Origin of the sequence: Lacibacter sp. MH-610 (assembly GCF_045780045.1) — a bacterium.
Lineage (GTDB): Bacteria > Bacteroidota > Bacteroidia > Chitinophagales > Chitinophagaceae > Lacibacter.
This window is the reverse complement of the sequence record NZ_CP116002.1, coordinates 3,007,214-3,028,380: the sequence shown is the minus strand read 5'-3', so window position 1 is coordinate 3,028,380 and position 21,167 is coordinate 3,007,214. Positions and strand designations below refer to the sequence as shown.

Here is a 21,167-nt window from a genome sequence, read left to right as displayed (position 1 = left end):
GAAACAAAAAACGATAAACCAGAAACTATAGACCACCGAGACTTCCCGCCAGCATCTTCATCTCCGCCTCTGCCAGCTTTGCCTGGAACAATGCGTTGATATAACGTGTTTGACCATTAATATAATCTAACTGTACTTGCCGTAACTCAAGAGATGTAATCGCTAATTTCCGGAAGCGTTCCGTGGCAATCATGTTATTTTCTTCGATCAGTTTCAACGTTGTTTTTTCAAGCTCCACCAGGTTCAGTGCATTTTGAAAATTGAAATAGGCATTGATAAGGTTGGTGTTTACCTGGTTCTTTAAACGATCAATCACAACCTGCTGGTTCTTGATCTGCACATCGGCTACCCGTTCCTGTGCTTTTACAGAACCTCCCTGGAACAAAGGAATGGCAATGCCAATGTTTCCGTTAGGTCCAAGGTTTCTGGTAAACAAATTGAAACCTGCATCGTTCCTGTTCTGGCTGAGATTGAAATTGGTATTCAATGTTACTGCAGGCATGCGCTGACTCATGATTTCTTTCTTCTGTTGCGCCAGCACAGAAAGATTACTTTGTGCCATCAATAAATCGTAATTGTCAGAGGCAGCTTTTGTTTGCAGTGTGGTAAAGTTGATAGCAGCATCCGGTGTGATGATGTCAGTTACTTCAAAAGTTGTCTCCGGTTTGCGACCTAACAAATTATTGAAGTTGGTTTTGGCAATGCGTAAATTATTTTCGATGGCCAGTAAATTTCCTTTTTGCTGATTGAGATCCACCTGCGCCTGCAAAAAATCTGTTTTTGGTGCGGTGCCAATGGTAAATCGGCTTTCAGCAATCTGCTTTCGTTCTTCAAAAAATTTGATGGTTTCTTTTAATGCATTCCGTTGTTGATTCAACTGTACAATCTGGTAATAGGCGCCGATGATATTAAACACCGTTGTATTCACCATATTTCTGAAACTGAGTTCACCCATTTTCTCCAGTTCTTCCAATCGCTTTTTAGCAGCAAACATGCGCATGCCATCAAAGATGCGCCAGCTTACTGCAAAGCCTGCATTCAGGTTACGAAGATTTGCACCATTACGTTTGATCGTTGTGCCGTTTGCTAATTGCTGTTCCAGGTTGTTTTTTGCAAGCCCGGTTGCAGCATTGATGGTTATATTCGGCCATGCGCCGGCTACACCCCAATTGTTATTGATAATACCAATCTGTTGTGCATTGCGCTCTATTTCTACATCAAAGTTTTTTTCGATGGCCAGCTTTACAGCTTCTTCCACAGTAAGAACACCGGTTTGTGCAAATGCCCATGCATTAATCAGCAAGCCTGTCAATAGCAGCTTCAGTTTCTTCTTCATGCACTTTTAGTTTTTTAGATGAAAGGAAGGAATACATGGCAGGAATCACAAATAATGTGAGGATCAATGAAAACATGATACCGCCTACAATCACAATGCCTAAAGGAATACGGCTTGTGGATGCTGCTCCCAATGACAATGCCAGTGGCAAAGCACCTAAGCTCATCGCCAAACTGGTCATTAAGATAGGACGCAAACGCATCGTAGCCGCTTCCACCACTGCTTCATGTTTGTTCATACCCGCATGTTTTTTCTGATTGGCAAATTCCACGATCAGAATTCCATTCTTGGTTACAAGACCAATCAACATAATCATTCCTATCTGAGAAAAGATATTGATGGTTTGATCGAATATCCACAATGATAACAAAGCTCCTGCTATGGCCAGCGGTACAGTAAACATGATCACAAAGGGATCAATAAAACTTTCAAACTGTGCAGCCAGTACTAAATAGATCAATACCAAGGCCAATAAAAAGGCAAACATGGTATTGCCACTGCTTTCTGCAAAATCTCTTGATGTACCTGACAGCGCTGTGGTGAATGTTTCATCCAGCAACTTATCGGCAATGCGTTCCATTTCTTTAATACCATCACCCACTGTTTTGCCCGGAGCTAATCCTGCACTTACAGTAGCAGATTTATAACGGTTGAAATGATACAGCGTTGGCGGTGTTGTTTCTTCGGTAAAAGTCACAAATTGATCCAATGAAAACATTTGCCCGGTAGAACTGCGTAAGTACAGATTTTTTAAATCAGTAGGATCATCTCTGTCATTGCGCAACACCTGGCCCATTACCTGGTATTGTTTACCATCTTTAATAAAATAACCCAACCTGCGGTTACTCAATGATATCTGAAGTAATTCCGAAATATCAGCAACACTTACACCCAGTTCACTTGCTTTTAAACGATCAATATTTACACGCAATTCCGGTTTGTTGAATTTGAGATCGATATCCACACCGGCAAATACATTACTCTTATTCGCTTCTTCTAAAAACTTGGGAAGTATGCCTTGTAATTTTTCAAAGTTGTTGTTCTGGATCACAAACTGTACAGGTAATCCACCACGTCGATTTACAGAAATGGTTTGTTCCTGGATAGCAAAAGCTCTTACTTCATTTATTTTAGGAAGGTTACGGCTCAACATATCTACTACTTGCTGTTGGCTGCGGGTGCGTTCATTAGGTGGCACCATCAACACACGAACAAAACCGGTGTTTACGGAACCTGAACCGGTAAAGCCGGGTGCGGTAACGGAGACCATTACTTTCTTTTCAGGAACAGAATCTATTACGAGGTTTGCCAGGCGATCAATGTTTTTATCCATGGCATCATAGCTGGTACCTTCTGCAGCAGTGACCTGGAAACGGAATTGACTACGGTCTTCTAATGGCGCCAGTTCACTTTGCAGGTTGTTCCATAAAAGATAAATCATACCAAAACAAAGAATTACCAATGCAATAGCCACACCTCTTATCCTCATGAACTTTTTCAGCAGGAAGTTGTAGCCGTTTTCCATTCCACGGAAGAAAGGTTCAGTAACTCTGTAAAACCATCCATGCTTCATCCCTCCTTTACGGGTAAGATAAACGTTCAATACAGGTGTAAGTGTAAGAGAAACAAACGCAGAAATTAATACAGCGCCGGCGAGTACAATACCAAACTCACGGAACAATCGTCCTACAAAACCCTGCAGAAAAATTACCGGTAAAAACACAACCGCCAGTGTAATAGAAGTAGCAATTACAGCGAAATAAATTTCTTTACTTCCTTCACGGGCTGCTTTGTATTTATCAAGCCCCTGTTCCATCTTTTTGAAGATATTTTCCGTAACTACGATACCATCATCCACCACAAGGCCTGTTGCCAGAACAATCGCAAGCAGGGTAAGTACATTAATGGTGAAGCCGGCTAGGTACATAATGAAGAAAGCACCAATCAACGAAACAGGAATATCAATCAACGGGCGGATAGCAACGATCCAATCCCTGAAGAATAAAAAGATGATGAGTACCACCAGTGCAAAGGCCAGCATTAATGTTTCTTCTACTTCACTGATAGAGCTTTTAATGAATTTGGTTTGATCCAGACCCACATTCAACTTCATATCAGCAGGCAGATCTTTTTCAATTTGCGCATAGCGTTTATAAAATTCTTCAGCAATGGCTACGTAGTTGCTGCCGGGTTGTGGAATCACCGCAAGACCAATCATGGGAACACCACTTTCTTTTAAAATGGTTTCTTCATTTTCAGGACCGAGTACTACTTGTGCTACATCACCCAACTTAATATCACGACCGCCGATATTCTTCACAATCAAATTGCGGAATTCTTCTTCAGAGTCTAATCGGCCAAAGGTTCTTACGGAAAGTTCTGTGGCATTTCCTGAAATTTTTCCGGAAGGCAATTCTACGTTTTCTCTTGCTAAAGCAGTTTGTATATCTCTTGCTGTAACATCGTATGAAAGCATTTTCTCCGGCTCAAACCAGATGCGCATGGCATATTTTTTTTCTCCCCAAATGTTTACCGTACTCACACCCGGAATGGTTTGAATGCGTTCCAGCAAATTGTTGGTAGCATATTCTGTTAACTCCAGCGGATTGCGTGTTTCACTCTGCACCGTCATGGAAAGAATAAAGTCACTGCTCGCATCAGCTTTGGTAACTACAGGTGGTGCATCCAAATCAGAAGGGAGTGAACGTACAGCCTGTGATACTTTATCCCTTACATCATTGGCTGCTTCTTCCAGGTTATAACCCAGTTCAAATTCAACATTGATATTGCTGTTGCCCTGGCTGCTGCTGCTGGTTAAATTTTTTACACCGGCCACACCATTGATGGCTTTTTCCAGCGGTTCTGTTATTTGTGATTCAATTACATCCGCATTGGCACCGGGGTAGGAAGTACGTACACTGATGTTAGGCGGATCAATAGCCGGATAATCTCTAACACCTAAAAAACGAAAACCAATAACACCGAAAATAATGATGATGATGTTCATCACTATTGCCAGTACGGGTCGTTTTAAACTCAGCTCACTGATAGTCATGATTACTGTACTTTATTGAGTTTGATTTTTGCTTCGGGTCTTATGCTCATTAAGCCGGTAGTAATGATGGTATCTCCTGCTCTAATGCCACTGATGATTTCTACATTGGCACTGTCACGCACACCGGTTTGTACATCAACAAAAGAAGCAATACCATCTTTATACACAACCACTTTCTTGCCTCTTGCCTGCGGCAGAATGGCTTGTGAAGGAACGAGGATAGCATTATCATTTTTAGCAAAGTCCATGTCTACTTTTGCAAATCCTCCTGCTACCAATGCACTGTTACTTTGCTGCACCATACAACGGATATTGAGACCTCTTGTGGTTTCACTTACGATGGATTCAGTAGCATAAATTTTTGCAAGAAATTTTTGATTGCTGCCTGCAATTGAAAACGGAATCATTTGTCCGATGACAATCTTTGATGCATATTTTTCAGGAATGGAAAATTGTAAACGAAGCTGGTTGATTTGACGGATGGTAGTGATGATGGTGGCAGGCGTTATATACGCACCCATGGATACATTTCTGAAACCTATTTTACCACTGTAAGGTGCACGGATTTCTGTTTTGGCAATATTGGTTTCAATCAACTCAATATCAGCTTTAATATTACTTACCTGCAGGAAACTCAAATCATAATCCTGCTGACTGATGCCATTGATTTTTAAAAGTTCTTTGTTGCGTTCTTCTGTTTTTTCAGCAATCTGTAATTGCACTTTTAATTTTTTAAGTTGCGCCTGCAAGTCGCCATCAAAGAGCTTTACCATTAATGCACCTTTGGAAACCATCGTTCCTTCATTAATGTAAAGACCGGTAATTCTTCCATTCACTTCGGGATGGATCTCCGTTTCTTCTATCGGCAATAAGGTGCCCGGTAATTCAAGCGGTTCACTAACAGCACCAGTTTTAACGATGTAACCATTTACTGAAATGGGGCCCTGGTTACGAGATGCAGGAGCAGGGGCATTGGTTGACGTTTTCTTTTCTTTACAGGCTGAAATTCCGATCAGGAACACGAGCGTGAACAAATGTATTCTCATGTGATTATTCAAAGGGATAAAGTTAAGCATTCAGCCTTTTTTGCTTTGGTTGAATGTATGAGTGGTAGATAGGTAGCGAAAGGCGGTTGTGCCACAAAGGCTGCCACAATTTTATGAGCTGTTTGTTCGCTGATTTATTTGCTGATTACTTTGAGCATATGCTTGATACGGTTGGCTTTATACACCAGTTCATCCCTGTCCTTACCGATGACCGTTACATGCCCCATTTTACGGCCGGGTTTTGTTTCTGCCTTGCCATACAAATGCACAAACGCATTTTCCATTTTGAGTACTTCCTCAAGCCCTTCATAATACGCAGGACCACTGTAACCTTCTTCACCTACAATATTTAAAATAACTGCCGGTAAAATAGCATCAGTACAGCCGAGTGGATAACCCAGCAAAATGCGCCACAACATATCAAACTGGCTGCTGTAATTTCCCTCAATACTGTGATGGCCGCTATTATGCACACGGGGCGCTGTTTCATTTACCAGCACATCGCCGTTTTTATCAACAAATAACTCTACTGCAAAAAGTCCGGGAGAGTTGAAATTGCGTACTACGGCCATAGCTATCGCTTCTACTTTCCAGAATATTTTTTCGGGAAGCAATGATGGCGATATCTGGTAGTCCAGCAAATTCAGTACGGGATCAAACACCATTTCGGCCGGCGGATACATGGTTGTTTCACCATTTTGTGCTACAGCCACAATCATGGAGATTTCCTTATCTACTTTCACCATCTTCTCCAAAACAGAGGGCGCATCAAACCCACGTTCAATATCTGCTTCAGAGTTCAACAACTCCACACCACGGCCATCATAGCCACCCATACCCAGTTTGTGTGCAGCGGGAAGAAAAGAGGCCAATGCTTTCAGTTCTTCTTTGTTTTCAGTAATTACAAATTCAGAAGTTGGTATTTGATGCTGCTGATAGTATTTCTTTTGTTCAATTTTATTTCTGATGATGCGGAGCACTGCAGGTTTGGGAATTACTTTTATACCTTCTGCTTCCAGCTTTTCCAGCGCATCTACGTTGACTGCTTCTATTTCAATGGTTAAAACATCTACCTGTTTTCCGAAATTGTAAACGGCATCAAAATCTTTAATATTCCCTTTTGTAAAATGATGACATAAATGAGCTGAAGGACAGTGCTCATCATTTTCCATCACATATGTTTCTACGGGATAGTTTGCTGCTGATTGTAATAACATGCGGCCGAGTTGTCCGCCGCCGAGGATGCCCACTTTTTGCATGGCGCAAAGATAATGGTACAAATTAAAAAGGTTTTTTACTTTTGCTCCATGCTTCCGGATTATCCATCCAAACGATTTAACGATTGCAGGGCAAATTACTGTTTGCTCATGGAAGTGCTGGCTATGGATAAGATTTGATGAGTTCATTCTAATATGAACTGTTTTTAATCTTCTGATCATCAAATTTTCAAATTTTCAATTCTGTTTTATGTCAACTGTAGTTGCCGAGCAATTAAAGCAACATGCTCAAACTGATTTTCTCCCGCTCATGGGAACCGATTATGTAGAATTCTATGTGGGCAATGCCAAGCAGGCAGCTCATTATTACGTTACTGCTTTTGGGTTTCAGCCATTAGCGTATGCCGGACCTGAAACGGGTATGAAAGACCGTGTAAGCTATGCCGTGCGTCAGAATAAGTTAACGTTTGTGTTAACCACCCCGCTTCGCTCCGATAATGAAATAGCTGACCATGTGTACAAGCATGGTGATGGTGTGAAATGTCTTGCACTCAAAGTGGAAGATGCATCAAAAGCATGGCAGGAAACCACTACACGAGGGGCACAATCCTATATGGAACCAGTTGTTTTAAAAGACAGCCAGGGAGAGTTGGTGATGAGTGGCATTCATACGTATGGCGAAGTAGTACACCTGTTTATTGAGCGGAAAAATTATAATGGCGTTTTTATGCCGGGTTACAGAGTTTGGAACAATCCATATTTTAAAACCGAAGAAACCGGTTTGCTGTATGTAGATCATTGTGTAGGTAATGTGGGTTGGAACCAGATGAACCGCTGGGTACAGTTTTATGAAGAGGTGATGGGCTTCCGCAATATTTTGTCGTTTGATGATAAAGATATTTCAACGGAATATTCTGCTTTGATGAGTAAGGTTATGAGCAACGGAAACGGTTATGTAAAATTCCCCATTAATGAACCGGCAGAGGGTAAAAAGAAATCGCAGGTTGAAGAGTTCCTTGAGTTTTATAATGGCGAAGGTGTACAGCATGTAGCCATGGCAACCAATGATATTGTTGCAACAGTTACAGCCCTGCGCAACAGGGGAGTAGAGTTTTTACGGGTTCCTACCACTTATTATGATGATTTGTTAGAAAGGGTGGGAACGATTGATGAAGATCTTGAACCGCTCAAGGAGTTGGGTATATTGGTGGATCGTGATGAGGAAGGATATCTGCTGCAATTATTTTCAAAACCGGTTCAGGACCGGCCCACTTTGTTTTTTGAAATCATTCAGCGCAAAGGTGCCAAAAGCTTTGGCAAGGGAAACTTCAAAGCTTTGTTTGAAGCCATAGAGCGGGAGCAGGAAGCAAGAGGAAACCTTTAATACGGAGGGGCAGAATTACTGCCCCTTCTTCATGTTATCACTCATTATTTTCCAAATAATGGGGATAAGATTTTAAGATAATTTGTATCGGAAATTCAAATATTTTTGTGTTCAACTCCGTTCTAATCCAATATGTTTTCAGCTAAGATTTATACCGTTTTTCTATCTGCCATATTAATGAGCGCTACGGCTGCAGCACAAATGTCTTTTGAAGAAACACCCAAACGGTTGTTTAAACCGGTGAGTATGTTTGCCAAAGCTGAAGACAATTTAAAAGATGAATTCAAAGAAAAAGGATTGGAGTGGCCCGTGAAGTACATGTTTGTGCGTGCTTTCAAACTGGAACGCCAGTTGGAAGTTTGGGTAAAGGATGATTATGCCGAAGCATTTCAGCTGTTTAAAGTGTATAAAGTTTGTGCTACTTCCGGTACTTATGGACCCAAGCGTAAAGAAGGTGATAAACAAATACCGGAGGGCTTTTATTATATCAACGAATTTAAACCCAATAGTAATTATCACTTAGCACTCGGTTTAAATTATCCTAATGCATCTGATGCTGTGTTGAGTGATCCTAATAAACCCGGTGGTGATATTTACATTCATGGTAACTGTGTTACCATCGGTTGCTTGCCCATTACTGATTCATTAATTGAGCAGGTGTACCATATGGCATCTGTTGTAAAAGAACAGGGACAGGATTTTATACCTGTGCATATTTTCCCGATGCGTTATGATGATCCTGAATCAGTGGAGCAGTTTACCACACGCACTAAAAACAAACCTGAGACCCAACAGTTTGCCAAATCCATTAAAGATGCTTACGAGTACTTTGAGGATACACATCAGCTGCCTGCCGTTTTTGTTACTGATAAAGGTGATTATCTGATTTCAGGCAATCCTTATGCACCAAAAGTGCCCCGCTCCAAACTTGTGTCGGCAAATAAACCTGCAGATCCTTATGCAGCCTGGGAATTAGAGGAGAAGGTGGATAAAGTGCCTTTCTACAAAGAAGGAAATGCAGCGTTACAAAAATGGCTTTTCCTGTTGAGCCAGGAACTATCAGCCAAACTTCCACCTAATACTTCCATGAGTTTGCAGGTAGAGTTCATTGTTGATAAAGAAGGCACCACACAAATGGCAACGGTAGTAAGAGGTGGTGATCCCAAAACGAATGCACTCATCAAACAACGTTTTGAAACGGAATTGAAATGGCAGCCTGCCCTCAAAGACGGAAAACCTGTAAACACGAAGCTCAGGCAAAATCTTAATCTTGCGGCCCCTGAAGACCTGTAAAAAGGTAAAAACGGGCTTATTTAATTAGAATCTGCAGATAAGTTTTTTTATCTTTCTGCATGAAGCTTTTGAGATGCTTTGTTATTCTTCTTGCTTCACTCCGGCCGCTTACCATTAATGCACAGATTTCAGGAGTAGTGAACTCCTATTTTAAAGTAACCAATGTTATACCGGCATACAACGGAATTAGAGTGCTTAATATCAGTGGACTGAATGTGAATGACCGTGTACTCATTATTCAGATGAAAGGCGCTGAAATTAATGAGTCAAACAGTTCTTCCTTTGGTTCTGTTTCTGCCATCAACAATGCAGGTCAATATGAATTTGCCACCATCTGCGGGTTTTTAAATGATACCGTCATATTTGAACGGCAGATGAAGAACAGCTATAATTTTAACCAGGCAGTTCAATTAGTACGAATACCGGTTTATACCGATGTTTCTGTTGATGGTGTTTTACAGGCTCAGGATTGGAATCCTGTAACTGAAACAGGAGGCGTTCTTGCAATTGCAGTTACAGGTACACTCACTTTAAATGCTGATATCATTGCCGATGGCGCCGGCTTCAGAGGAGGCGCACTGCAATCATTTACTACCTGTAATTACGGTTGGAATTCTACTGATTACTTTTATCAACCTTCCTCATTGATCACCAACCGGCAAAACGGAACTTATAAAGGTGAAGGTGTTAACTACACGATTCTGTCAAAGGAAGGCGGCCGTGGCAAGCAATCAAACGGTGGAGGTGGTGGTAACAATCATAACAGCGGCGGTGGCGGTGGTTCTAATTATGGTACGGGTGGAAATGGGGGCCGGTATACAGCAAGCGGTTTTGCGTGCAGTGGTTCTAATGTGGGTATAGGAGGAGTTTCTCTTTCAACTTTTGGTTATACATCTCTCAATAACAGAATATTTATGGGCGGTGGTGGAGGTGCAGGTCATGATAATAACGGAGCAGGTACTCCCGGTGGTGATGGTGGCGGTATTATTTTTATTGAATGCAATCAACTTGCAGGAAACGGTCACATTATTTCAGCAAATGGAGCACAGGGTATCAATGTTGCTAATCCTGTTATTAATGAAGCAAGAGGCGATGGTGGCGGCGGTGGCGGTGGTGGAGGCACCGTTTTGATGAATGTAACAACTTACACGGGTAATGTAACAATTGAAGCAAAAGGTGCTGAGGGTAGCAGGGCGGGTTTCCAAACACAATGTCCCGGTCCCGGTGGCGGTGGTGGCGGAGGTGTTATCTGGTCAAACAGTGTTCTGCCCAGTAATGTAACTGCAAATGTTTCAGGAGGAGTTGCTGGAATAATAAATGATGCTGCTGAAAATCCTTCCTGTGAATTAACATCGCAATTTGCAACAGCCGGTACTGCCGGTGGAATCTTTTCAGATTTTACAATTTCCTTTCAAAGTGTATTTAACTGCATCGGTTTGTTGCCATCCCCGATGGTTGTAAACTTTAACGGTAAAAAATCAGGCAATGCAGTACAACTTTATTGGGAACTTGTACAGAATGAGGAAATCAATTTTATTCAACTGGAGCGCAAGGAAAAAAATGGGGGTTTTAAAGTAATCTATACTCAGCAGCAGCCCCATAAAACCCGGTATGAATACAATGATGCTGAAACACAATTCCCTGTTCAATACCGGTTAGCGGTGTATACAATTACCGGCAGCAGGCAATATTCACAGATCATTTCTTTTACATCCAGGCAAATCAATGAATTAAAAACCTACCCCAATCCCGTAGCACAACAAATTACTGTTCATTTACCTCCATTGCAACGTGGAGCAGTAACAATAGTGATCACTGATTTTGCAGGAAGAAGAATGTCATCACATCATCTGATTATCACCAATCAAAAATTACTCAATCTTGATGCAACACATCTGCCGGTAGGCGTTTATTTTGTAACGCTGTATTCTAAAGATGAAGAATGGAAAACCAAGTTTGTAAAACAATAACTTAATTCGTTCTTCCCGGGTACACTTTCAATGCTTCTTCCAGGCAATCCATTGCTTTGTTCAATGCATCCAGGTTAAGTACATAAGCCAAACGAACTTCGTTTTTACCAAGACCCGGTGTGCCATAAAACCCGGTAGCCGGTGCCAGCATCACAGTTTGGTTCTGGTAAGAGAAAGATTCCAGTAACCATTGGCAGAATTGATCACTGTCATCAATAGGCAATCGGGCCATAGCATAAAATGCCCCGCCGGGATTAGGACAGTAAACACCTTTCATTTTATTAAGACGGTCTACCAATAAATTTCTTCGGGAAAGATATTCCGCTTTAGGTGCATCAAAATAAGAAGCAGGTAAATCCACTGCAGCTTCACCCATGATCTGGGCCAGACCCGGAGGGCTCAATCTTGCCTGGGCAAACTTCATAGCAGCATCATAAACGGCTTTGTTCTTGGTTACAAATGCTCCCAATCTTGCACCACAGGCGCTGTATCTTTTGCTGATGGTATCCATCAACACCACATGTTGCTCCAGCCCTTCCATATGCAGGGCACTTACATAATCGCCATCATAACAAAATTCACGGTAGGCTTCATCACTGAAAAGATAGAGATCATGTTTCAGGCATATTTCTTTCAGCGCAATCATCTCTTCTTTGCTGTACAGGTAACCGGTAGGATTATTCGGACTGCAAATGATGATGGCTTTTGTTTTATCAGAAATAACTTTTTCAAAATCTTCAATGGGGGGAAGCGCAAACCCTGTTTCAATACTTGACCTGATCGGTATAACTTTTACACTGGCAGCACAGGCAAATCCATTGTAATTGGCATAAAACGGTTCAGGAATAATCACTTCATCTCCGGGGTTGAGGCAGGTAAAAAATCCAAACATTATGGCTTCACTGCCACCGGTACTTATGATAATCTGATCATGGCTTACATTGATACCTACACTTTTATAATACTGTACCAGTTTGCGGCGGTAACTTTCATTACCTGCACTATGACTGTACTCCAGCACTTTAATATCAGCATGACGTACTGCATCCATAATGGCCGGCGGCGTTTCAATATCCGGCTGGCCTATATTTAAATGATACACTTTTGTTCCTCTTTTTTTTGCAGCTTCTGCATACGGAACCAACTTACGGATGGGAGAAGGTGGCATCTGCTCGCCACGGTTACTGATTGCTAACATAGGCGCAAAGATAGGCACGCAGACTTTTTGAAACAGCTTTGCATTGCATTCATTTTTTCAATCAACTCTTCTCATTTAGAATTTGATGATTGTATTTGTTGTACGGCAAATAAAAAAACCGCCATCAAGGCGGTTTTGTATCAGATGAGTTCAGATAAAATTATTGTTCAACGGTACCAACAATCATCAATGATTTTGGCTCATCAATACCCAGGAACTTTACACTTACACTTTTTGTAAACTTACCGGGAGCCGCTGCATTGTAAGTGGCAGTGATAGTGCCTGTTTTGCCGGGCTTGATAGGTTCTTTAGTGTAATCAGATTTTGTACAACCGCAACCGGGCGTTACATTTTCAATAATGAGGTCTTCTTTGCCAATATTGGTAACGGTGAAAGTGGCGGTTAAAGGATTATTCAGTTTTAATTTGCCCATATCAACTGTTTCGCTGCTGAACTTAGCTACTTCATCCGCTTTTTTTGTTTGTGCAGATGCAAGGTTTACCAGGGCAAGTGTGAACAGTAATAAAAATACTTGTTTCATGTGTATGTGTTTAATTGTTATTGTTTAAAAATCTGGAGTGCTTCATTGGATGGTGCGGATTGATCCGGCGTTTTCCAAACCAAGCCTTTAATGATGAGTTGTTTTGTTTGTCCACCGTTGTAGTAAATCGTAATGGATTTTTCAAAAGAGCCTTCAGCAGCAGCATTATATCCTACTTTAATGGAAGTTTTGCCACCGGGAGGAATGGGAGTTTTGCTCCATTCAGGAGTGGTGCAACCACAGGAGGCCTGCACATTATTCAGCACCAGCGAATCTTTTCCTTTGTTTTCAATAATAAAGGAATGCGTAACCGGTTTGCCTTGCGGAATTTTTCCGAAATCAAAACTTGTTTCAGGTAACTTAATGCTTTCAATGGCGGGGGTCTCCTGTGCTATAGCAAAAGCGCTCCAGCAAAGGGCCGATAGGATAAAAAGGATTTTTTTCATGATTTCAATTTTGGATGATTTAAAAGCAGTTCAAAAGTAAACAAACTTACAGACAGATTCACTGCCGGAAAGGTTGCCTTTCACAATTTTTTAATGTAAAACCACCTTTCCGTATCTAAGAACGCCATTTATGCACAGAAATTTTGTTCTTTTTCAGACGGTGGCAGAAACAGTCTTCTACCTGCTGAAAACTGCTACATTTGCGGCATGGAATTACAGGTTAACGAAAGTTTGCAAGCCCCCCTTTCTTTTGAACATTTCCGGAGTGAAGTACTCAGGGATTACCGCATGGCCTGCATCAGCCGTGAGGCCAGTTTGCTGGGTCGTAAAGAAGTGCTTACCGGTAAAGCCAAATTCGGCATTTTTGGCGATGGCAAAGAAGTGCCGCAACTGGCAATGGCCAAGTTCTTTAAACCCGGTGATTTTTACAGCGGCTACTACCGTGATCAAACCTTTGCCTTTGCTACCGGAGCCGCCACGGTAAAAGAGTTTTTTGCCCAGTTATATTCCGATCCTGATACAGCTCATGATCCGCACAGTGCCGGCCGCCAGATGAACTCCCATTTTGCGACTCCTTTTTTTAATGAAGAAGGTGAAATGCTGGACCTGGTGAACCGCAAGAATCTTACGGCAGGCATGGCGCCTACAGCTGCTCAAATGCCAAGGTCGGTTGGTTTGGCACTGGCCTCCAAGCTATTCCGCAATATTGAAGCGATGAATAAGCAGCAGCATCTTACCCGTAATGGTAATGAAGTATGCTTTGCTACCATTGGTGATGCTTCTACCAGCGAAGGACATTTCTGGGAAACGCTCAACGCTGCTGCTGTACAACAAATACCACTGGCTGTTTTTGTGTGGGATGATGGTTATGGCATTTCTGTTCCTAAAAAATATCAAACCACCAAAGGTTCTGTTTCTGAAGCCTTAAAAGGATTCCAGGTTACGGATGGAACCAATGGCATGGATATCTATAAACTTAAAGCATGGGATTATGCAGGTATGTGCGAAGTGCTGGAAACAGCCATCGAAAAAATCAGGCACACACATATCCCTGCACTTTTTCATGTGGAAGAAGTAACACAGCCACAAGGGCATTCTACTTCGGGCAGTCATGAACGCTATAAAACTGCGGATCGTTTGCAGTGGGAGCGGGATTGGGACTGTATTAAAAAGATGAAAGAGTGGATGCTGGAAAATGATCTTGCTACTGAAGATGAATTATTTGAACTGGAAACTGAAGCCAAGGAATTTGTTCGCAACAGTAAAACGGAAGCCTGGAGTGAATATCAATCGCCGATATTAAAACAGGTGCAGGAAGTGCTGGAGTTGATGGAACAGTTGCAGCCTGCTTCGGGTTCACAGGAAAGCATCAATCAACTCATTGCTCAACTTCGTTCCAATAAGGAACCAAACCGAAGGGATGTGATGAGCACTTTGTACAAAGCCATCACTTTAAGTAATGCCCCCGGTGCTGCCCTGGTGTATTATGAAAAACTAAAAACAGATAATGCTTCACTCTATAATTCACATCTGCATACTGAAAATAAAAAGAGTGCCATGCAGGTGCCGGAACTGAAAGCAGCGTTTGATGCAACATCGCCTATGCTTAACGGTTATGAAATCATCAACCGTTATTTCGATCAGTTATTTGCAAGTAATGAACAGGTAGTGGCGTTTGGTGAAGATCTGGGTTACATAGGTGATGTAAACCAGGGCTTTGCCGGTTTGCAGGCCAAGTACAGTGCAAACCGCATTTTTGATACCGGCATCCGTGAGTTAACGATCATGGGCCAGGGTATTGGTTTGGCTATGCGTGGTTTCAGACCCATTGCTGAAATTCAATATTTAGATTATCTCGTGTACGGTTTGCAACCATTAACAGATGATGTGTCTACGCTTCAGTTCAGAACAGCCGGTAAGCAAGGTGCACCGCTTATTGTAAGAACAAGAGGTCATCGTTTAGAAGGTATCTGGCACAGTGGTTCGCCCATGGGTATGATTATAAACAGCCTGCGTGGCATGTATGTATGTGTACCCCGTAATATGGTGCAGGCGGCCGGTATGTACAATACTTTATTGCAAAGTAATGAACCCGGCCTGGTGATTGAATGTTTGAACGGTTATCGTTTAAAAGAAAAATTGCCCACCAATCTCAATGCATTTACAGTACCAATGGGTGTTCCTGAAGTTATAAAACAGGGAACAGATATTACGATTGTTTCATACGGGTCTACCTTACGTATTATTGATGATGCAATAAAAACCCTCGAGTTGAAAGGTGTGAGTTGCGAAGTGGTGGATGTGCAAACCTTACTGCCTTTTGATATTAATCATGTAATACTGGAATCATTAAAGAAAACCAACCGCATTGTTTTTATTGATGAAGATGTACCGGGTGGTGCGGCTGCTTACATGTTTAACAAAGTAATGGAAGAGCAGGGTGGTTACAGGTACCTGGATGTAGCTCCGAGAACCATCACGGCCAAAGCACACCGTCCTTCCTATGGAAGCGATGGTGATTATTTCAGCAAGCCCAATGCAGAAGAAATTATTGAAGTGATTTTAAAGATGATGAACGAATAATGACGAACTTACCAATATACCAGGTTGATGCGTTTGCTTCCGCTTTATTTAAAGGAAACCCGGCTGCTGTTATTCCTTTATCTGCCTGGATTGATGATGGTTTGATGCAGCAGATTGCAGCAGAAAACAACCTGGCTGAAACCGTATTCTTTGTACCACAGGAAAACAGTGAAGCTGATTTTCATATCCGCTGGTTTACACCGGAGTTTGAAATTAATTTATGCGGGCATGCTACATTGGCCAGCGCCTTCGTGATTTTTAATTACCTCGGTTTTTCAAAAGATACGGTTGTGTTTTCTTCACAAAGCGGATTACTTCGTGTAACCCGAAAAGACAGCATACTGGAAATGGATTTTCCTTCCTGGAAACCAAAACCCGCAACAGATGCACCTGCGCATATTGCTGAGATATTAGGTATTGGCGCCATTAAAGGTGTATACCGCCATCGTGATTTGATGATTGAAGTTGCAACCGAAGAAGAAGTGTTAGCTGCACGCCCTGATTTTACGGCTTTAAAGAAAACAAAAGAGATGGTGATCCTTACAGCACCCGGCAAGGAAGCTGATTTTGTATCAAGGTTTTTTGCACCTGATGCTGCTGTGGATGAAGATCCGGTTACCGGCAGCGCTCACTCACAACTCATTCCTTTCTGGAGCGAAAAGCTCAACCGCAAAAAAATGTTTGCCAAACAACTGAGTAAACGTGGAGGAGAACTTTGGTGTGAAGATGTGGGCAACAGGGTGATCATCGGCGGGCAATGTGTGTTTTACATGAAGGGTGAAATCACCGTTTAATCTAAAAACTTTTTCTTCCACTCCGGTTTGGGCAACCAGCATTCTTCTTTTTTACCGAACCAGCGGTACCTGTTTTGTGCTATGAAATTGTAAACAGCATCCCTTATAAATTTAGGTACGATGATGAAAGCATAAAGCAATCTCCATGCGCCACCCAGATGCCTGAGCATACGCAAAGCCCCTGAACTCTTGGTATAAAGCCGTTCTCCTTCCAAAAGCATAAACGAATTAAATTCATTTGGGGGCATACCGTATTTACTGAGTACTCCCTGCCCGTAGTTTCCCTGCAACGAACCAAATAAGAATTGGTCCTTATGATCCCGTTTCAGAATAAACTGCACACTGCTGCTGCAGAGGTTACAAACCCCGTCAAATAATACGATGAATTGTTTTTTCCCGGCCGGTGATTGTTCTGTCATCAAAAAAGTTGTAAATTTTCTTATGCACTCTGTTTTGCCTTTTGCAAAAATACTGTATTTAACCCTGCTTCTGTTTTGGACCGGTAAAGCCGTTGCACAGCAACGGTATACCAGAACTGATTCCACCAGGGTGTGGGAGTATTTGTCAAAAGCTGATGAGTGGATTGATGATTCGAGGTTTGATTCAGCTATGAGTTTAGCTAACAAGGCACTTATTGAAAGCAGTCGGTTGAAATTTTTAAGAGGTGAAGCCTATGCTCATTTAAAGATTGCAGAAGTGCATTACCGAAAATCAGAACATGCTGTACTGGGCTATTATGATTCTGCAGCATTAAGAACCGGAATTGTATTGAAAGATACTCCGCTCATTGCACTGGCAACTTATCAATTAGGTCAATATTTCTTTGAGCAAAAAAAATATACAGAAGCAGAACAGTTTTTTTTACGTTCTTTAAATATTCATTTTGAAAAAGTACAGAATGATTATACCGCATTTGTGTACAACGATCTCGGAAGCTTGTACGGATTCACAGGCGCTATTGAAAAACAGGTAGATTGGTATTTAAAGGCAGTTCGTCTTCATCAGAAAAACAACAATGAGTTCGGATTAGCCCAGACTTACAGTAACCTGAACGATTCCTATTACGAACTGGAACAGTTTACAGAAGCCATCCGTTATGGAAAGCTTTCTCTGGCTATCAGGGAAAAGTTGAATGATTATCCCGGTCTTGCTGTTTCCTGTAATAATCTCTCACAAACATATTTACGGATCGATTCTGTGCAACAGGCAGTTTATTACCAGGAATTGGGTTTGAAATATGCAGAACTCAGTGGTTTACCTTCACGAATGGCGCATTCCTATGTGAGTATGTCATTACTCATGAACCGTCAAAAGAAATATGATGAGGCATTAAATTATGAAAAGAAAGCGATTGCCATATATGAATCAGTGGATCGTAATGTGCAGGCCAATCGTTATATAGCTGCTGCTTTTTACAGTAATATTCTTAAAGACTCAGCAGGTGCGGTTGCGTATTTCAAACAATCAGAAAACCTTGCAAAAACTTTGAACAATAAAGTAGTGCTTCGAAATGTGTACTTATATCTTTCAGAGTTTTACCGGGTTCGGAAAGATGCTTCCCTCGCTTATGATTATTACCGCAAACACATTCTCTATCGTGATAGTTTGAATAACGTTGAAACCAGTACGAAAATAGCAACGCTGCAAACACAGTTTGAAACAGAGAAAAAAGATTTTGAAATTAACCGGCTCAATACATTGCAACGCATCAAGCAACTGGAAATTGAAAAACAAAAAGCCATTATTGCAGGAAATCAACTCGAAGCCCTGCAAAAACAAAACGAAATTGACCTGTTGTCGAAAACACAGGAGTTGCAAAATGAACAGTTAAAACGGCAAGGTGATGAACTGGAACGTCAGCAGTTGATAGCAAAAAACAATGACCAGCGTTTGCAATTGGCAGAAAAAGAAAAACAACTGCAATCAAAACAACTGGATAACCAGCGGAACATCCGCAATATTATGATTGGTGGTTTTGGTTTATTACTGTTGTTAGGATATTTGTTTTTTAACCGCTTTCAACTCAAGAAAAAAATTGAGCAGCAGCAATCATTACTCGCCATGCGCAACAATATCAGCGAAAACCTGCATGATGATATTGGCGCTTCACTCAGTAACATCGGTATTCTTACCGAGCTTGCAAAACGGAATCTTGGTAATGAACAGAAATCAACCGAGTACTTAAACAAAGCCGGTGAAGACATTCAACGCATCAGCGAAAGCATCAGTGATATTGTATGGAATATCAATCCCAAGTATGATGAATTAACGAATTTATTTGTGCGTATGAAACGTTATGCGGCTGATATGCTGGATGGAAAAAACATCAGCTATCAACTCAACTTCAGCGAAGAAGCTGAAGCCATGAGCCTGAGCATGGAAAAGCGGCGCAACTTTTATCTCATCTTTAAAGAAGCCATCAACAACCTCGTAAAATATTCCCAGGCATCACAGGCAATTGTGGAAGTGAATCTTGATCATCAGCATTTAAAACTCTTCATTAAAGACAATGGCAAAGGGTTTGATGCTACTGCCAAAAGTTCGGGAAACGGTTTGCACAATATGCAGAAACGGGCGCAGGATATGAACGGACTGTTCCGCATTGAATCAGTTCCCGGCAAAGGAACAGCCGTAACACTGGATATACCTATTACCTGATTGTGTAATGGATTTTAATAATACAGCAACCTATCTTACAGTGAAAATGTTATGTCCCTTGGTAATATATGAAGATAATACCCGGCTGCGCCAATCGATGGAGCTCTTACTCAACGAAGCTGCAGGTTATGAAATTACAGGTTCCTTTGGCGATTGCGATAATGCGGAAGCTGATATGGAAGTGTGTAAACCCCGGCTGGTGATTATGGATATTGATATGCCCGGCATCGGCGGTATAGAAGGTGTAAAGAAAATAAAACAGCATCACCCGGAAGTAAAAGTGGTGATGCATACTGTGTTTGATGATGACAACCGCATTTTTGATTCCATCTGCGCAGGTGCTGATGGTTATCTTTTAAAAAATACACCTCCGTTAAAGTTTGTACAATCGCTCCAGGATTTGATGGAAGGTGGTGCGGCTATGAGTCCCTTTGTAGCGCAAAAGATTTTTCAGTTTTTCAGATCTAATAATACCGTAAAAGAAGACTTTCATCTATCTGCCCGTGAAAAAGAAATACTGGAATTACTGGTAAAAGGCAATTCGTATAAAATGATTGCTGATAAAAGCAGTATTTCCATTGATACAGTTAAAAAACATCTTCAGAATATCTATCACAAACTCCATGTAAGCTGTGGCACAGAAGCAGTAGCCATGGCATTGAAACATAAGATTGTAAAAATTGATTAGTTTCTACCCGATTGTGTAATTGACCTTCGTTAAAAGCTTTTTCATCTTTACGGAAACTTTAAGCATATGAAAAGCTTTTCTGCCATCGTTTTAAGTGTTTTCTTTTTTATTTATTCCCATGCGCAAAATGTAGGAATCGGTACGCCCACACCTGTTGAGCGTTTGGATGTAAACGGAAACATAAATGTAAACGGAACTATCAAAGTAAATGGTGCAGATGGAACCGCAGGCCAGGTATTAATGAAAAACAGTAGTGGCGTTTTAATCTGGGGAAATCCTGATGAGTATAAAAACTTTGTAACATTCGCTGCAGGTTCAGGAAGCTGGACGGTTCCCGCAGGTGTGACAAAGATATATGTAGAATTATGGGGTGGAGGTGGAGGTGGTAATTGGTATGCAGGCGGAGGTGGAGGCAGTTACGTATGCGGAATTATAACAGTAACGCCCGGGTCAACGGTAGGCTACACAGTTGGGGCTGAGGGTTTAGGCGGCGGGCCTAATGGTACAAATGGAGGGTCATCAATTATAACTTACACACCTTCCACTATAACGCTTACAGCGCAGGGCGGTTTTGGAGCAACATTTTCCTCACCATTTGCTTTTGCAGGTAATGGTGGTCCATTTGGTGCAAATGGTACTTTAAATTACGCCGGAGTAAATGGGGCTGCGGGAGAAGCATCAATGGTTAACATCATTCAATCTTCCTCTACTGCATTTCATGAAATGACTACCGGTGGTAATGGCGGAAATGCTGCAAATGGAGGAGGAAGTGGTGGTAAAGGGGCCTACTTTGTTTTTAACTTAACGGGAGGTACAGTGCTTCGTACTGTATTTGGAACTAATGGTGCAAGACCCGGTGGCGGTGGTGGCTCAGGTTATCTCGGCACTATAGGTTCTGCAGGTAATGCTAATGGATTGGGCGGTGGTATTGGTATGGTGATCATACGTTATTAATATG

16 protein-coding genes are annotated in these 21,167 nt (G+C 41.7%); 8 read left to right on the top strand and 8 right to left on the bottom strand.

What is annotated here, in order from left to right:
• Positions 1 to 25 precede the first annotated feature (25 nt).
• The 4 genes from PDL71_RS13935 to PDL71_RS13920 all read right to left on the bottom strand — a co-directional run bounded on the left by PDL71_RS13935 (position 26) and on the right by PDL71_RS13920 (position 6,717).
• The gene (locus tag PDL71_RS13935; protein ID WP_407522095.1) at positions 26 to 1,336 is read right to left on the bottom strand and encodes a TolC family protein; all 1,311 of its coding nucleotides are present in this window, start codon (positions 1,334 to 1,336) and stop codon (positions 26 to 28) included.
• Positions 1,293 to 4,391, bottom strand: coding sequence for an efflux RND transporter permease subunit (locus PDL71_RS13930; protein ID WP_407522093.1), 3,099 nt, complete (start codon positions 4,389 to 4,391; stop codon positions 1,293 to 1,295). Before PDL71_RS13930 ends, PDL71_RS13935 begins: the two co-directional genes overlap by 44 nt.
• A gap of 2 nt (positions 4,392 to 4,393) precedes the next feature.
• Positions 4,394 to 5,437 (bottom strand): efflux RND transporter periplasmic adaptor subunit, encoded by a 1,044-nt coding sequence (locus PDL71_RS13925; RefSeq protein WP_407522091.1) that lies wholly within the window; start codon positions 5,435 to 5,437, stop codon positions 4,394 to 4,396.
• Positions 5,438 to 5,571: 134 nt separating this feature from the next.
• Positions 5,572 to 6,717, bottom strand: a complete 1,146-nt coding sequence (locus PDL71_RS13920) for a 5-(carboxyamino)imidazole ribonucleotide synthase (RefSeq protein ID WP_407522089.1) — start codon at positions 6,715 to 6,717, stop codon at positions 5,572 to 5,574.
• A 187-nt stretch (positions 6,718 to 6,904) separates the two neighbouring features.
• Between PDL71_RS13920 and hppD the strand changes: the two genes are divergently transcribed.
• The 3 genes from hppD (at position 6,905) to PDL71_RS13905 (ending at position 11,301) form a co-directional block, all read left to right on the top strand.
• Positions 6,905 to 8,038, top strand: a complete 1,134-nt coding sequence (gene hppD, locus PDL71_RS13915) for a 4-hydroxyphenylpyruvate dioxygenase (RefSeq protein WP_407522087.1) — start codon at positions 6,905 to 6,907, stop codon at positions 8,036 to 8,038.
• 132 nt (positions 8,039 to 8,170) lie between these two features.
• Complete coding sequence (locus tag PDL71_RS13910; protein WP_407522085.1) at positions 8,171 to 9,331, top strand: L,D-transpeptidase family protein; 1,161 nt, start codon at positions 8,171 to 8,173, stop codon at positions 9,329 to 9,331.
• Between the two features lie 59 nt (positions 9,332 to 9,390).
• Complete coding sequence (locus PDL71_RS13905) at positions 9,391 to 11,301, top strand: T9SS type A sorting domain-containing protein (RefSeq protein ID WP_407522083.1); 1,911 nt, start codon at positions 9,391 to 9,393, stop codon at positions 11,299 to 11,301.
• Between the two features lies 1 nt (position 11,302).
• On the opposite strand, the gene PDL71_RS13900 is transcribed toward PDL71_RS13905, so the two are convergent.
• From PDL71_RS13900 to PDL71_RS13890, 3 genes are all read right to left on the bottom strand, one after another.
• A complete protein-coding gene (locus PDL71_RS13900; protein ID WP_407522081.1) occupies positions 11,303 to 12,499 on the bottom strand; it encodes a pyridoxal phosphate-dependent aminotransferase in 1,197 nt (398 codons plus the stop codon).
• A 160-nt stretch (positions 12,500 to 12,659) separates the two neighbouring features.
• Positions 12,660 to 13,040: a DUF1573 domain-containing protein gene (locus PDL71_RS13895; RefSeq protein WP_407522079.1), complete on the bottom strand. Its 381-nt coding sequence runs from the start codon at positions 13,038 to 13,040 to the stop codon at positions 12,660 to 12,662.
• 17 nt (positions 13,041 to 13,057) lie between these two features.
• The gene (locus PDL71_RS13890) at positions 13,058 to 13,486 is read right to left on the bottom strand and encodes a DUF1573 domain-containing protein (RefSeq protein WP_407522077.1); all 429 of its coding nucleotides are present in this window, start codon (positions 13,484 to 13,486) and stop codon (positions 13,058 to 13,060) included.
• 207 nt (positions 13,487 to 13,693) lie between these two features.
• Between PDL71_RS13890 and PDL71_RS13885 the strand changes: the two genes are divergently transcribed.
• Together PDL71_RS13885 and PDL71_RS13880 are read left to right on the top strand one after the other, a co-directional pair.
• Positions 13,694 to 16,069, top strand: coding sequence for a thiamine pyrophosphate-dependent enzyme (locus PDL71_RS13885; protein ID WP_407522075.1), 2,376 nt, complete (start codon positions 13,694 to 13,696; stop codon positions 16,067 to 16,069).
• Positions 16,069 to 16,863 (top strand): PhzF family phenazine biosynthesis protein, encoded by a 795-nt coding sequence (locus tag PDL71_RS13880; RefSeq protein WP_407522074.1) that lies wholly within the window; start codon positions 16,069 to 16,071, stop codon positions 16,861 to 16,863. Before PDL71_RS13885 ends, PDL71_RS13880 begins: the two co-directional genes overlap by 1 nt.
• Here PDL71_RS13880 and PDL71_RS13875 read toward each other — a convergent pair.
• Positions 16,860 to 17,282: a thiol-disulfide oxidoreductase DCC family protein gene (locus PDL71_RS13875; RefSeq protein WP_407522072.1), complete on the bottom strand. Its 423-nt coding sequence runs from the start codon at positions 17,280 to 17,282 to the stop codon at positions 16,860 to 16,862. The genes PDL71_RS13880 and PDL71_RS13875 overlap by 4 nt on opposite strands.
• 22 nt (positions 17,283 to 17,304) lie before the next feature.
• On the opposite strand from PDL71_RS13875, the gene PDL71_RS13870 reads away from it, so the two are divergent.
• The 3 genes from PDL71_RS13870 to PDL71_RS13860 all read left to right on the top strand — a co-directional run bounded on the left by PDL71_RS13870 (position 17,305) and on the right by PDL71_RS13860 (position 21,163).
• On the top strand, positions 17,305 to 19,521 hold the full coding sequence (locus PDL71_RS13870) for a tetratricopeptide repeat protein (RefSeq protein WP_407522070.1): 2,217 nt from the start codon (positions 17,305 to 17,307) through the stop codon (positions 19,519 to 19,521).
• A gap of 7 nt (positions 19,522 to 19,528) precedes the next feature.
• A complete protein-coding gene (locus PDL71_RS13865; protein ID WP_407522068.1) occupies positions 19,529 to 20,209 on the top strand; it encodes a response regulator in 681 nt (226 codons plus the stop codon).
• A 66-nt stretch (positions 20,210 to 20,275) separates the two neighbouring features.
• Positions 20,276 to 21,163, top strand: coding sequence for a hypothetical protein (locus PDL71_RS13860; protein ID WP_407522066.1), 888 nt, complete (start codon positions 20,276 to 20,278; stop codon positions 21,161 to 21,163).
• Positions 21,164 to 21,167: the final 4 nt, after the last annotated feature.